This window comes from Mycolicibacterium chengduense, from assembly GCF_033741155.1.
Classification (GTDB): Bacteria; Actinomycetota; Actinomycetes; order Mycobacteriales; family Mycobacteriaceae; genus Mycobacterium.
The window spans coordinates 230,089-244,301 of the sequence record NZ_JAWQNH010000003.1; the positions used below are offsets into that span (position 1 = coordinate 230,089).

General features: G+C 68.7%; 11 protein-coding genes. 5 read left to right on the forward strand and 6 right to left on the reverse strand.

Annotation, left to right across the window (positions count from 1 at the left end; genetic code table 11):
- Window positions 1-77 precede the first annotated feature (77 nt).
- Window positions 78-1,370 (forward strand): threonine ammonia-lyase IlvA, encoded by a 1,293-nt coding sequence (gene ilvA, locus SBI67_RS11480; RefSeq protein ID WP_318980688.1) that lies wholly within the window; start codon window positions 78-80, stop codon window positions 1,368-1,370.
- On the opposite strand, the gene treZ is transcribed toward ilvA, so the two are convergent.
- Genes treZ through SBI67_RS11500 form a run of 4 tightly spaced genes read right to left on the reverse strand, consistent with a single transcriptional unit; the run spans window position 1,367 to window position 9,633 of the window.
- Window positions 1,367-3,091, reverse strand: coding sequence for a malto-oligosyltrehalose trehalohydrolase (gene treZ / locus SBI67_RS11485; protein ID WP_318980689.1), 1,725 nt, complete (start codon window positions 3,089-3,091; stop codon window positions 1,367-1,369). The genes ilvA and treZ overlap by 4 nt on opposite strands.
- The gene (treY, locus tag SBI67_RS11490; RefSeq protein ID WP_413232481.1) at window positions 3,088-5,319 is read right to left on the reverse strand and encodes a malto-oligosyltrehalose synthase; all 2,232 of its coding nucleotides are present in this window, start codon (window positions 5,317-5,319) and stop codon (window positions 3,088-3,090) included. The genes treZ and treY overlap by 4 nt, the downstream gene beginning before the upstream one ends.
- Window positions 5,320-5,363: 44 nt before the next feature.
- Window positions 5,364-7,493, reverse strand: a complete 2,130-nt coding sequence (gene glgX, locus SBI67_RS11495; protein WP_318980691.1) for a glycogen debranching protein GlgX — start codon at window positions 7,491-7,493, stop codon at window positions 5,364-5,366.
- Window position 7,494: 1 nt separating this feature from the next.
- Window positions 7,495-9,633 carry an acetyltransferase SucT gene (locus tag SBI67_RS11500; RefSeq protein ID WP_413232459.1) on the reverse strand — a complete coding sequence of 713 codons (2,139 nt, stop codon included), beginning with the start codon at window positions 9,631-9,633 and terminating at the stop codon, window positions 7,495-7,497.
- A 92-nt stretch (window positions 9,634-9,725) separates the two neighbouring features.
- Here SBI67_RS11500 and SBI67_RS11505 point away from each other — a divergent pair, with 92 nt between their 5' ends.
- The 4 genes from SBI67_RS11505 to SBI67_RS11520 are packed head-to-tail and all read left to right on the forward strand — an operon-like array spanning window position 9,726 to window position 13,400.
- Complete coding sequence (locus tag SBI67_RS11505) at window positions 9,726-11,018, forward strand: adenosylmethionine--8-amino-7-oxononanoate transaminase (protein ID WP_318980692.1); 1,293 nt, start codon at window positions 9,726-9,728, stop codon at window positions 11,016-11,018.
- Window positions 11,019-11,054: 36 nt separating this feature from the next.
- Window positions 11,055-12,200, forward strand: a complete 1,146-nt coding sequence (locus tag SBI67_RS11510; RefSeq protein ID WP_318980693.1) for an 8-amino-7-oxononanoate synthase — start codon at window positions 11,055-11,057, stop codon at window positions 12,198-12,200.
- 7 nt (window positions 12,201-12,207) lie between these two features.
- The gene (gene bioD / locus SBI67_RS11515; protein WP_318980694.1) at window positions 12,208-12,879 is read left to right on the forward strand and encodes a dethiobiotin synthase; all 672 of its coding nucleotides are present in this window, start codon (window positions 12,208-12,210) and stop codon (window positions 12,877-12,879) included.
- A gap of 2 nt (window positions 12,880-12,881) precedes the next feature.
- Complete coding sequence (locus tag SBI67_RS11520) at window positions 12,882-13,400, forward strand: 2'-5' RNA ligase family protein (protein WP_318980695.1); 519 nt, start codon at window positions 12,882-12,884, stop codon at window positions 13,398-13,400.
- On the opposite strand, the gene SBI67_RS11525 is transcribed toward SBI67_RS11520, so the two are convergent.
- Together SBI67_RS11525 and SBI67_RS11530 are read right to left on the reverse strand one after the other, a co-directional pair.
- Entirely contained in the window at window positions 13,393-13,704 is a 312-nt protein-coding gene (locus tag SBI67_RS11525) for a transcriptional regulator (RefSeq protein WP_318980696.1), read from the reverse strand. The genes SBI67_RS11520 and SBI67_RS11525 overlap by 8 nt on opposite strands.
- The gene (locus SBI67_RS11530) at window positions 13,697-14,161 is read right to left on the reverse strand and encodes a hypothetical protein (RefSeq protein ID WP_318980697.1); all 465 of its coding nucleotides are present in this window, start codon (window positions 14,159-14,161) and stop codon (window positions 13,697-13,699) included. The genes SBI67_RS11525 and SBI67_RS11530 overlap by 8 nt, the downstream gene beginning before the upstream one ends.
- Between the last annotated feature and the right edge of the window lie 52 nt (window positions 14,162-14,213).

A 14,213-nucleotide genomic window follows, 5' to 3' on the forward strand; every position in this document is an offset into this window, starting at 1 on the left:
AGAGTTCGGACAACCGAAACTCGGATCGCGGCGCCCACTTTTTTCGTCGTGCGAACCGATGGTGGCACCATGAAGCGGTGTCTGCCGAACTGAGCCAGGATCCCCGAAGGACGCAGCTGACCTCACCGGTCGGCGCTGCCGATATCGACGAGGCCGCTCAGCGAATTTCCAGCGTGGTCGCCGCCAGCCCGCTGCAGTTCAGCGAACGGCTGTCGGCGCTGACCGGCGCGCAGGTCTACCTCAAACGGGAGGACCTGCAGACCGTCCGGTCCTACAAGCTGCGCGGTGCCTACAACCTGCTCATGCAGCTGTCCCCGGCGGAGTTGGCGGCCGGGGTGGTGTGCTCCTCGGCAGGCAACCATGCCCAGGGATTCGCCCTGGCCTGCCGTTCGATGGGCGTGCACGGGCGGGTGTACGTGCCGGCGAAGACCCCCAAGCAGAAGCGGGACCGGATCCGCTATCACGGACGCGAGTTCATCGAGGTCATCGTCGGCGGCAAAACCTACGACATGGCGGCCGAAGCGGCCCTGGAGGATGTCGCCAGGACCGGCGCCACGCTGGTGCCGCCGTACGACGATCCACGGACGATCGCCGGGCAGGGCACCATCGCCGTCGAGATCCTCGAGCAACTGCCCACCGAACCCGATCTGGTCATCGTGCCGGTCGGCGGGGGAGGGTGCGTCTCGGGTATCACCACCTACCTGTCGGAACGCACCGCGGGCACGGCGGTGCTCGGCGTGGAACCGGCAGGCGCGGCGTCCATGATGGCCGCGCTGGCCGCGGGCGGCCCCGTGACCCTCGAGGATGTCGACCAGTTCGTCGACGGGGCGGCGGTGGCCAGGGCCGGTGTCAACACCTACGCGGCGCTGGCCGCTGCCGGGGACATGGTGTCGATCACCGCTGTCGACGAGGGCGCGGTGTGCACCGCCATGCTGGACCTCTACCAGAACGAGGGGATCATCGCCGAGCCCGCCGGCGCGTTGTCGGTGGCCGCGCTGCGCGAGACCGATATCGAGCCCGGCTCGACGGTGGTATGCATCATCTCGGGCGGCAACAACGACGTGTCCCGCTACGGCGAGGTGCTGGAGCGCTCTCTGGTGCATCTGGGCTTGAAGCACTACTTCCTGGTCGATTTCCCGCAGGAGCCGGGCGCCCTGCGCCGCTTCCTCGACGGTGTGCTCGGACCCAACGACGACATCACCTTGTTCGAGTACGTCAAACGCAACAACCGGGAGACCGGTGAAGCTCTGGTCGGCATCGAAATGGGGTCGGCGTCGGATCTGGAGGGCCTGATGGCGCGCATGCGCGGCTCGGAATGCCATGTGGAACTCCTGGAGCCGGGGTCACCGACCTACCGCTATCTGACCTAGGCGGATTCGCGCGTGCGCAGCACCGCGAACGAGTGCCCGGGCAATCGGGTGACCGACCCGTCGGGCGTCGGATCGTCGGACGCCAGCACGACGGTCCCGGTCACCGGGACCGTCACCGCGTCGACGCCCAGATTGCAGGCCACCGCGAAGGCGCCGCGGTACATGACGATCCAACGGCTGTCCTCGTCGTAGTCGACGCGCAGATGCGGCAGCCACGGATCGGCGAAATCGGATTCGTTGCGGCGCAGGCTGATCAGGCCCCGGTAGACGGCCAGCAGCCGGGCGTGTTCGCCGCTGTCCACCTCGGACCAGTCCAGCTTCGACCGCTCGAACGTGGCCGGATCCTGGGGATCGGGAATCTCGTCTGCATCCCAGCCGTGTGCGGCGAACTCGGCCTTGCGGCCCTCCGCGGTGGCACGTCCCAATTCCGGCTCCGGGTGCGAGGTGAAGAACTGGAAGGGGCTGGACGATCCCCACTCTTCGCCCATGAACAGCATGGCGGTGTACGGGGAGCCAAGGGCCAGAGCCGCTTTCACCGCAAGCTGACCGAACGTCAGGTTCTGCGAGGGGCGGTCCCCGACGGCCCGGTTGCCGACCTGGTCGTGGGTGAGGGTATACGCCAACAGTCGGGTCGCCGGAATGGTGGTGGTGTCCAGCGGGCGGCCGTGCCGGCGGTGCCGGAACGACGAATAGGTGCCTGCGTGGAAATAGCCGTGCGTCAACGTCTGCGCCAGGGTGGCCAGCGATCCAAAATCGCCGTAATAGCCTTGCCGTTCACCCGACACCGCGGTGTGGATGGCGTGGTGGATGTCGTCGTCCCACTGGGCTGTCATCCCGAGGCCACCGTGGTCGACCGGGGTGATCAGCCGCGGATCGTTGAGGTCGCTCTCTGCGACCAAGGACAGCGGCCGTCCCAGTTCGGTTGCCAGGGCTTGGGTTTCGGTGGACAGTTCCTCCAGGATGTGAATGGCGGTGGTATCCACCAGGGCATGCACCGCATCCAGGCGTAGGCCGTCCGCCCCGAAATCACGCATCCAGCGCAACGCACAGTCCAGGATGTAGCGGCGGACTTCGTCGGCGTCGGCGTCGGCGATGTTGATCGACTCGCCCCACGGGTTGCTGCCGCGGGACAGGTACGGCCCGAACCGGGGCAGGTAGTTCCCGGACGGTCCGAGGTGATTGAACACCGCGTCGATCAGTACGCCCAGCCCTCTGGCGTGGCAGGCGTCCACGAAACGCAGCAAGGCATCCGGTCCACCGTAGGGTTCGTGCACGGCATACCACAGCACGCCGTCGTAACCCCAGCCGTGCGTGCCGCTGAACGCGTTGACCGGCATCACCTCGACGAAATCGACGCCCAGATCCACGAGGTAGTCGAGTTTCTCGACGGCCGAGTCGAAGGTGCCGCCGGGGGTGAAGGTACCCAGGTGCAGCTCGTAGATCACCGCCCCCTCGACGGACCGGCCGGCCCACGGCGCGGGCGCGGCCTGCGGCTCCCACAACGCAGAACGGGCATGCACCCCGTCGGGTTGGCGAGCCGAGCGCGGGTCGGGCAGCACCGTCTCGTCGTCGTCGAGCACGAAGCCATACCGGGCACCGGGCGCCGCGGGCACGTCGGCGCGCCACCAATCGTCGGAACCTCGGGTCATCGGATACAGCGTCCCGTCCACGTCCAGGCGCACCAGCTCCGGACGCGGGGCCCACACTGCGAACGACGTCATGGCAGCCGCTCCAGCAGGGCCACGGGCGACTGCTCGAACAGCTCACCGGCCGCAACCGTGCCGGCGAACGTACGCCCGGACAACCGGTCCGCCCACAACCCCTCGGGTAAGTCCACGGTGGTGTCCTCCCAACCCGTTTCGTTCAGCCGGACCGTCCAGCGCGCCACCGCCACCACCACGTCGGACCCGCGTCCGAACGCCACCACATGCTCGGCCGCGGAGCCGGACGCCAACAGCGGGTGATACCCGCCGGACAGGAAGGTGTCCGGTTTGTCGCGGCGCAGCCGCAGCGCCGCGGCGACCACTCGGATCTTGGGATCGCTGCCGGCCGCCAGTGCGGCCCGGCGCGCCGAATAGTCGACGAGGCGACGGTTGTCCGGGTCGACGAGGCTGTCGTCGGGCAATTCGGTGCCCTGATAGACGTCGGGGATGCCGGGCACCGTCAGGGCCAGCAGCTTCTGGCCCAGTGCATCGCCGGCCGCGTGTGGGTGCACCTGCGCCACCAGTGCGGTCAGCTCGGTGGCAACCGGTCCGTCGATGATGGCGTCCAGCCAGGCGTGCACGGCCGACTCGAAGTCGCTGTCCGGATCGTTCCACGCGGTGTGCGTGCCGGCCTCCCGGATCGCCTTCTCGGCGTAGCTGTGCAGCCGGGCGCGCAGCTCGTCGGAAACCTCACCGTCGACCGGCCACACTCCGAAAACGTTCTGCCACAAGAAAAGTGCGGTGTCCTCGTCGGGGGCCAGCACGATATTCGACCACCGGCGCACCCGGTCGGCCCACAACGCCGGAATCTGGGACAGCACCCCGATCCTGGCCCGCACGTCTTCGCTGCGCTTGGTGTCGTGGGTCGAGGTGGTCACCATGGCGCGCGGCCACAGCCGTGCCCTGGTCGCCGAGCGCAGGTGGAACTCGGCCGCGGTGACACCGAATCGGTCGGGCTCGCCACCCACCTCGTTCAGTGACACCAGGCGGGCGTCCCGATAGAACAGGCAGTCCTCCACCGACTTGGCCGTCACCGCGCCGCATAGTTGCTGCAGCCGTTTGGCGGCTTCGCCGCCGGCGGCCAGCGCCGTCGCGACCAGCTGCAGCGGCGCCGCCAGTTCGGTTCGGGCGGCGGCAGTTTCGGCGATCGCGATGGGCCCCACCGCGGCCAGGCCGGGATAGTCGAACCGGTACACCCCGACGTGGGCGAGCAGCGCGGTGACCGCCTCGGCCAGCAGCGGATGGTCGGTGCCCGTCTCGGCGACGATGGTGCGCCGCAGCCGTGCCGACTCGCTGGCCAGGGTGGTGGTCGCGGCGGTCGTCTTGAGCTGCGCGCTGGCCTCGGCGACATCGCGGTGGTACAGGGCGCTGAGATCGGCTTCGCCGGTGGGGTCAACGAACACCCCGCCGACCTCACGCAGTGCGTCGTAACCGGTGCCGCCGTCGACCGGCAGCGTGGTGTCCAGCGGCTCGTCGGGGGCCAGGATCTTCTCGATGACGATCCAGGCAGCCGGCCCGACCAGCGCCCGCAGCCGGTCCAGATAGCCGGCCGGGTCGGTCAGCCCGTCCGGGTGGTCGATGCGCAGGCCGTCGACGAGACCGTCGGCGAACCAGCGTCGCACCTCGGTGTGCGTGGCCGCGAACACGTCGGGGTCTTCCTGGCGCAGGCCCGCCAGCGAGGTGATGGAGAAGAACCGCCGGTACCCGCAGACGTTGTTGCGCCAACCGATCAGGCGGTAGTGCTGGCGCGCGTACACGTCGGCGGGCCCGCCGACGCCGGTGCCCGCAGCGATCGGCCAGGTACGGTCGCCCAGGCGCAGCGTCTGCCCGTCCACCACCAGATCGTCGATATCGTCGTCGGAGCCCAGGACCGGCAGCACCACCCGGCCGTCCGGATCCAGCTCCCAGTCGATGTCGAAGAAGCTCGCGTACGCCGAATCTCGGCCGTGCGTCAGCACATCCCACCACCACGCGTTCTGCGTGGGATCGTCCACCCCGACGTGGTTGGGCACGATATCGACGATCAGGCCGAGCCCGCGCGCCTTCGCGGCGGCCGAAAGCCGCTGCAGCCCTTCGGGTCCGCCAAGTGCCGCGGAGACCGTCGTCGGATCGGTGACGTCGTAGCCGTGGGTCGACCCGGCCGCCGCGGTCAGGATGGGGGACAGGTACACGTGGGACACGCCGAGGTCGGCCAGGTAGTCGAGCAGGTTCTCGGCATCGGCGAAGGTGAACGAATCGCCACGCATCTGAAGGCGATACGTCGACAGGACAGGGGTCACGTTCCGTCCGTTCAGCTTGTTTTCTGCAACACCAGCAGGGATCGGGGCCGCAGCGAGATCTTCTCTCCCGCCGTGGCGACAAGGTCGTTGGTGCCCTCCGGGTCTGCCGTGTCCAGCACCGCGGCCCATTGTTCGGCGTAGGCCTCGACCGGTAGGACGAAGTCCAACACCTCGTCATGGGCGTTGAAGCACAACAGGAATGAGTCGTCGGTGACCCGTTCGCCGCGGGCGTTGGGTTCCGGAATGGCATCGCCGTTGAGGAAGACCGCGATGCTCTTGCCGAAGCCCGAGCCCCAGTCCTCCGGAGTCATCTCGGTCCCGGCCGGCGTGAGCCAGGCGATATCGCGTTCCTGTTCGGCGGTGCGGATCGGGGTGCCCGCGAAGAATCGGCGCCGGCGAAACACCGGGTGGTCCTTGCGCAGCGCCACCACTTTACGGGTGAAGTTCAGCAGGTCGGCGTTGGTCTCACACATCGACCAGTCCACCCAGGAGATCTCGGAGTCCTGGCAGTAGGCGTTGTTGTTGCCGCCCTGGGTGCGGCCGATCTCGTCGCCGTGGCTGATCATCGGTGTGCCCTGGGAGACCATCAACGTGCCGAGGATGTTGCGCATCTGCCGGTGCCGCAGTTCCAGGATGTCTGGGTCGTCGGTGGGACCCTCGACCCCGCAGTTCCACGACCGGTTATGGCTCTCACCGTCGCGATTGTCCTCACCGTTGGCCTCGTTGTGCTTCTCGTTGTAGGACACCAGATCGTTCAACGTGAAGCCGTCGTGGCAGGTGACGAAGTTGATGCTCGCGCTCGGACGCCGGCCGGTCGCCTCGTAGAGGTCAGAGGAACCGGTCAGTCGCGAGGCGAACTCACCCAGGGTCGCGGGCTCGCCCCGCCAGTAATCGCGCACAGTGTCGCGATACTTCCCGTTCCACTCGGTCCATAAACCTGGGAAGTTGCCGACTTGGTAGCCGCCCTCGCCGATATCCCACGGTTCGGCGATCAGTTTCACCTGGCTGATCACCGGATCCTGCTGCACCAGGTCGAAGAACGCACTCAGCCGGTCGACGTCGTAGAACTCACGGGCCAGGGTGGAGGCCAGATCGAACCGGAAACCGTCCACGTGCATGTCGATCACCCAGTACCGCAGCGAGTCCATGATCAGCTGCAGCGTGTGCGGGTGCCGCGCGTTGAGGCTGTTGCCGGTGCCGGTGAAATCCTTGTAGTACTGCGGCTGACCGTCGAGCAGCCGGTAGTAGGCGGCGTTGTCGATGCCGCGGAAGTTGATGGTGGGCCCGAGGTGATTGCCCTCGGCCGTGTGGTTGTAGACGACGTCGAGGATGACCTCGATGCCGGCTTCGTGGAACGACCGCACCATGGCCTTGAACTCCGCGACGGCGCCGCCGGCATGCTGGTTGGCTGCGTACTGGTAGTGCGGTGCCAGGAACCCGAACGTGTTGTAGCCCCAGTAGTTTCGCAGACCGAGGTCGAGCAGCCGGTGATCGTGCAGGAATTGGTGCACCGGCATGAGTTCGATGGCGGTGACGTTCAGCGATTTGAGGTGGTCGATGATCGCCGGGTGCGCCAGTCCGGCGTAGGTGCCCCGCTGCTCCTCGGGGATGCCGGGATGCCGTTGCGTCATTCCCTTGACGTGCGCCTCGTAGATGACCGTGTCGTGATACGGCGTGTTGGGCGCGCGATCGGATCCCCAGTTGAAGAACGGGTTGATCACCACGCTGGTCATCGTGTGCCCCAGCGAGTCCACACCGGGCGGCGGTCCGGGGACACCCGGGTCCTCGGCGCTCAGGTCGTAGGAGAACAGTGCCTGGCTGAAGTCGAAGTCACCGTGAAAGGACTTGCCGTAGGGGTCCAGCAGCAGCTTGCTGGGATCGCAGCGGTGGCCGGCGGCCGGATCCCACGGGCCGTGCACCCGGAAGCCGTAACGCTGACCGGGGTTGACGGTGGGCAGGTAGGCGTGCCACACATACCCGTCGACTTCCTCGAGCGGGATGCGTTCCTCGGTGCCGTTCTTGGCGATCAGGCACAGGTCCACCTTCTCGGCCACCTCGGAGAACAGCGAGAAGTTGGTGCCCGCACCGTCATAGGTGGCGCCCAGCGGGTAGGCGGTTCCCGGCCACACCGCGTTCACCATGTCACCACCACCCCGTTGCGGCCGCGATCTGGCGTCCCAACTCGTTCGTCATGGTGCGCATGTAGGTGGTCGAAAGGTGGTGAGAGTCGTGATACATCAACACATTTCCCTCCACAACTCGACATACGTCTGGTCGGCACACCGCGTCGCTCATGTCGAGTGGCTTGAGGTTGGGAAACCTTCCTACGAAATCCAGGGTGGGGTTGTGGTCGGACAGTACCGCAGAGCGCTTCATGCCGCAGGAGATGGCGTCGCCACCGTCGGCCAGGCAGTCGGCGGCGAAATACGGTTTGCCGTCGCGGACCAGCCACGGGGTATCGCGCATCGCCAACACGTTGATCCCGGCGTCGGCGAACTGTTGCCAGATGCCGATGTAGAACCCGGGCATCACGTCACCGTCCTTGATGTTCCAGGGCCGGGTCGAGGTGGTGAACACGTAGTCGGGATGGTCGGCGAGCAGTTTGGGCATCACCTTCTGGTTCCACTCCCGGCAGTTGGGGTAGGGCCGGTTGTCGCCCATGACGAGGGGGTTCTCCTCGGTGGTCAGCGGACAACCCATCTTCAGGTAGGTGACGATCTTGAAATGGTGCAGCCGGCCGAGCAGGTCCAGCGCGGTGATCCAGTGTTCGGCGTGTGACCCGCCGGCCAGCGCGATGGTCCGGGTGGCGTCCTTGTCTCCGTAGGTGCAGTTGAGGATGTCGACGTTGTCGAAGTCGGAGATGCAACCGTCGTCGGTGGTCTCCGGCAGGTCGTTCTTGGCTTCCAGCACCGTCGGCCGCATGGGCAGTTTGGGCACCTTGGCATGGTTGATCAGCGCCCGCGCCCCGGGATAGTCGCGCGAGGACAGGCCGGAGAGTTCCTTACCGCTGGCCCGCTGCACCGTGACGTGTTCCCGCCAGGTGAACGATGTCGCGGTCAGCGCCACGCCCAGCAGGGTGACCACCGAGCCCAGTGCGATGGTCGGGCGGCGCAGCCGGGCGCGCCACGGCAGGACGGGGGCGGTGCGGGCCGCCGGCGCCCGGTAGCGCAGCGGCGTCTCCACGTACCGGGTGGTCAGCCAGGCCAGCACCCCGGACACCAGCAGCACGACTGAACCGTCCAGCAGCCCGGCGTGTGCGTCACCGCTGTAAGCCAGCCAGAAGATCAGCAGGGGCCAGTGCCACAGGTAGAGCGCGTATGCCATGGACCCCAGCGACACGAACGGCTTGGTGGCCAGCAACCGGTTGGGTGCGGGCAGCGGCACGTCACCACGGTTGGCCGCCGAGAGGATGAACAGCACGGTGGCGCCGACGGGCACCAGGGCCCACGGGCCGGGGAATTCGCGGACGCCGTCGATGAGGGCGCCGCAGCCGATGATCGCGGCCAGTGCGACCGTGGCGATCGCCGTGCGCAGCCACATCGGCCAGTGCACCCGCGGCACCAGGGCACCGGCCAGCACGCCGGCGAGCAACTCCCAGCCCCGGGCGAAGCTGTTGTAGTACGCGGTGGCCTGATCACCGTTGTGCGCGATGATCGCGTATACGAACGAGGCGACGGCCAACGCGGCGATGACGATGACGAACGCGGCCCGCAGATGCCGGCCCAGCCGGTTGCGCAGCAGATAGGCGAACCCGAAGACCAGCGCCAGGAAGGCGATATAGAACTGGCCCTGCACCGACATCGACCAGATGTGCTGCAACGGGCTGACGGCCTCACCGGCGCGCAGATAGTTGGATGCGCTGTCGGCCAGCTCCCAGTTCTGGAAGTAGCCCAGGCTGGCCAGGCTCTGATCAGCAAACGTCTCCCAGCGGGTTTCCGGCTGCACCAGGATGGTCAGCACTGCCGCGGCGGCCAGCACCACCACCAGTGCCGGCAGCAGGCGTCGCACCAGCCGGACGATCTCGGGTATCGGCCGCAGCGCCGCGCCCGGGCGTAGCGCCATGCGCAGCAGCCGGCCGCCGAAGAAGAAGCCGGACAGGGCGAGGAAGACGTCCACACCACCGGAAACCCGCCCGAACCAGACGTGGAACACCGCCACCAGAGCGATCGCCACGCCACGCAAACCATCCAGGTCGTGCCGATAGAAACCCGATGTGCGGGTACCCATCTCGGCGCTGTCGGCGGCACCGGAGATGGTCCGGTTGGTGGTTGGGCTCTTCATGGTCGGTGACTCAATCTACCCAAGAACCCTGGATACCTCAGGTCACGGGCTCCGCCGCGTCACCTGTGAGCAAAGCGATAATGTCGGATCCCATGCCCGCGTTGACACCCGACGAGATCAGCGCCATCGATGCCGCGCATGTGTGGCACCCCTACAGCACCATCGGCGCCGGGGCGCTGCCGCCCGTGGTCGCCGTCGGCGCCAAGGGGGCCTGGCTGACGCTGGTGCACGACGGCGCCCAGATCCAGGCGCTGGACGCGATGAGCTCCTGGTGGACGGCGGTGCACGGGCACGGGCATCCGGTGCTCGACGCGGCCATCACCGCCCAGCTGGCGACCATGAACCACGTCATGTTCGGCGGGCTCACCCACGAACCCGCGGCCCGGCTGGCCCAGCTGCTGGTCGAGATCACCCCGACCGGGCTGGAGACGGTGTTCTTCAGCGATTCCGGCTCGGTGGCCGTCGAAGTGGCCGCCAAGATGGCCCTGCAGTACTGGCGCAGCCGGGGTCGCCCGGCCAAACACCGGCTGATGACCTGGCGCGGCGGCTATCACGGGGACACGTTCACCCCGATGAGCGTGTGCGACCCCGACGGCGGCATGCACGACCTGTGGACCGACGTGCTCACCCCGCAGGTGTTCGCCCCGCGGGTACCCGCTGACTACGACCTTGCCTACAGCGCGGCATTCGAGGCCCAGCTGGCCGAGCACGCCGACGAGCTCGCCGCCGTCATCGTCGAACCCGTGGTGCAGGGCGCAGGCGGCATGCGCTTCCACGATGCCCGGTATCTGACCGACCTGCGCGCGGCCTGTGACCGGCACGGTGTGCTGCTGATCTTCGACGAGATCGCGACCGGTTTCGGGCGCACCGGTGCGCTGTTCGCCGCCGACCACGCCGGGGTCACCCCGGACATCATGTGCGTGGGCAAGGCGCTCACCGGCGGCTACGTCACCCTGGCCGCCACCCTGTGTACGGCGGAGGTGGCACACACCATCAGCACCGGTGAGCCGGGGACGTTGATGCACGGCCCGACGTTCATGGCCAACGCGCTGGCGTGCGCGGTGTCGGTGGCCTCGGTGCAGCTGCTGCTGAGCAGTGACTGGCCGACGCAGGTCCGCGCGATCGAGGCCGGTCTGCGCGCCGGGCTGGAACCGGCGCGGGCACTGCCGGGGGTGGCTGATGTCCGGGTGTTGGGGGCCATCGGGGTGATCGAGATGGCCGAGCCGGTGGACATGGCGGTGGCCACCGAGACGGCGTTGCGGCACGGGGTGTGGCTGCGCCCGTTCGGCCGGCTGATCTACGCCATGCCGCCGTTCATCTGCACCCCGGACGAGATCGCCCAGATCGGTGCGGCGATGGTGGCGGTGGCGCGTGCGCTAGTCTGAGCGGGAATTGAACACCGTTCAGGAGGTGGTCGCACCGTGACCCGCACCGGTCTTTCGCCGCTGGCCTGGCTGGCCGATGTCGAGCAGCAGCGCCGCGCCGCGGGGCTGCGCCGCACGCTGCGGGTGCGGCCGCCGGTCGGTGCCGAGCTGGATCTGGCCTCCAACGACTATCTCGGGTTGTCTCAGCACCCAGCCGTCCTCGACGGCGGCGTGCAGGCGTTGCGTACCTGGGGAGCCGGTGCCGGTGGATCGCGTCTGGTCACCGGCAACACCGAGCTGCACGAGGAGTTCGAGACCGAACTGGCCGGCTTCACCGGGGCCGAGTCGGCGCTGGTGTTCTCCTCGGGCTACACCGCCAACCTCGGTGCCCTGGTGGCATTGTCGGGCCCCGGTTCGCTGATCGTCTCCGACGCGTTGTCCCATGCGTCGCTGGTGGACGCCTGCCGGCTGTCCCGCGCCAGGGTCGCCGTGACGCCGCACCGCGACGTGGCCGCCGTCGAGGCGGCGCTGGCCCGGCGGACCGAGCAGCGGGCCGTCGTGGTCACCGAGTCGGTGTTCTCCGCCGATGGCGTGCTGGCCCCGCTGCGCGAGCTGCACGACGTGTGTCGCCGCCACGGTGCGCTGCTGTTGGTCGACGAGGCGCACGGGGTCGGCGTGCGCGGCACCGGTGGCCAGGGTCTGCTGTTCGAGACCGGGCTGGCCGGCGCCCCCGATGTGGTGATGACGACCACGCTGTCCAAGGCACTCGGCTCCCAGGGCGGGGTGGTGCTGGGACCCGAGCCGGTGCGGGCGCACCTGATCGATACCGCGCGCACGTTCATCTTCGACACCGGCTTGGCGCCGGCCGCCGTCGGCGCCGCCCTGGCCGCGCTGCGGGTGCTGATCGCCGAGCCGCAGCGAGCGGCCGCGGTGATGGCTCGCGCCACCGAACTGGCCCGGTTGTGCGACGTGCCCGAAGACCCCACATCGGCGGTGGTGTCGGTGATCCTCGGTGAGCCCGAGGTGGCCGTCGCCGCCGCCGCAGCCTGCCTGGACCGCGGTGTGCGGGTCGGCTGCTTCCGGCCGCCGAGCGTGCCCGCCGGCACGTCGCGGCTGCGGCTGACGGCGCGGGCCTCGCTCACCATCGACGAGATGCAGTTGGCCCGCGAGGTGCTGACCGACGTGCTGGCCTCGGCTCGATGAGGTCGCGGTGAGCCTACTGCTGGTGACCGGCACCGACACCGGGGTCGGCAAGACGGTGACCACCGCGGCGCTGGCCGCCGCCGCCCGGCAGGCCGGGCTGGACGTGGCGGTGTGCAAGCCGGTGCAGACCGGGACCGCCGATGGCGATGACGACCTGGGCGAGGTCGGCCGGCTGGCCGGGGTCACCGCGCTGCACGGCGGCTGGCGTTATCCCGAACCGCTGGCGCCGGTGGCCGCGGCGCTGCGGGCCGGATTGCCGTTGCCCACCAGAGACGAATTGGTGGCCTCGGTCCGGGCGGTCGACGCCCCTGGCCGGCTGACCCTGGTCGAGGGTGCCGGCGGGCTGCTCGTCGAACTGGGTTCGGGCGGGGTGACCTTGCGTGATCTCGCCGCCGACCTCGACGCCCCGGTGTTGCTGGTGGTCGCCCCCGGACTGGGCACGCTGAACCACACCGCGCTGACTCTGGAATCTCTTGCCGCTCGCGGTATCCCGTGTGCAGGATTGGTCATCGGGAGCTGGCCGGCCGATCCCGGGGTAGCCGAGCAGGGTAATCGGGAGGCACTGGCCCGGCTGGCGCCCGTGCGCGCCGTGCTGCCGGCCGGTGCCGCACACACCGGTGATTTCGCCGCGATCAGCGCCGCCGCGTTCGACCCGGGCTGGATCACGAGCCTGCGGTAGCCATGGCCCATTCGGTGGAACTGCTCCTGGACGTCGACACCGACCGCAGGATCCGTGACCGCTGGGATGCGCTCACCGAGGTGGGTATCCGCAGTCAGGCGGCCCACCGCGGGCCGAGCAACCGTCCGCACGTCACGGTGGCGGTGGCGGCCGCCATCTCCGACGCAGTGGACGCCGAGCTCACCGCGATAGCGGCGACGATGCTGCCGCTGCCGTGCCGGATCGGCGCCCCTGTCCTGTTCGGACATGACCCGTTCGTGCTGGCGCGTCTGGTCGTGGCGTCAGCGGAGTTGCTCGAACTGCAGGCACGTGTCCACCGAATCTGTCTGCCGCACATGACTTCTGGTCCTTTTCCGCATGCCTGTCCCGGCAGCTGGACCCCGCACGTCACCATGGCCCGCAGGTTGCGCGCCGCGCAACTGGAGCGGGCGCTGCCGCTGGCGGGCGATGATCTGGACGCGACGTTCGTGCGGCTGCGACGGTGGGACGGCGACACCAAGACCGAATATGCGCTCAGCTGAGCGGTTCCCGCAGGCGCCCGGCCACGATGTCGTTCAGCGCGGCGATGTGACCGCGATAGGCGCGGCGCCCGGCGTCGGTGAGCCGGGCCCGCAGCTTGTGCCTGCTGCCCTCGAGCCGGCGTTCGGTGTGTAGGTATCCGGCGCTCTCCAGAACGGCGAGCTGTTTGGACAGGGCCGAGTCGGACAGCCCGAGATGGTCTTTCAGATAACCGAATTCGGCCCAGTCGGCGGCATCCAGGGTGGCCACCAAGGTGAGCCGGGTGCTGGGGTGGATCACCTCGTCGAACCGCGCGGAGTCAGGCATGTGCCCACCGGCGGGTGACCCGCAGGATCTCCGGACCGCCGAACCCGACCACCGCTGCGGCCAGGATGGCGGCCCACGTTCCGGCATGCCGGATGCCGTCGGCGTGCAGTGCGAAACCGGCCGCGATGGTGACCAGGACCAGGCTCAGCAGGATTCCGATCACCACCAGCGGTATGCGCCGACCCGCGGTGGCGGCACTGACCTGCACCCGGTCCGACCGGTGCCGGCCACTGAGCAGCCGGGTGGCCACCGTGGCATGTCCGATCGCGAACGTCATCGTGGCGATGGTCGCCAGCCAGCGCGGGCCGACGTCGCCGAGCACCCCGAGTGCCACCCACGCTGCGGCCATCGCCCACCAATATCGGCGCGGGAGGCCGATTTCGGCGGCCACCCGCCGCCGCGCGTGTTCGGCCGCCTCGAGTGCGTTGCGGGCCCCCTCGGGCGTGACCTCGTCCATGCGCGCCTCCCCACTTTCCGACATGGAAAGAAGGCTTCACTTTCCGATCTGG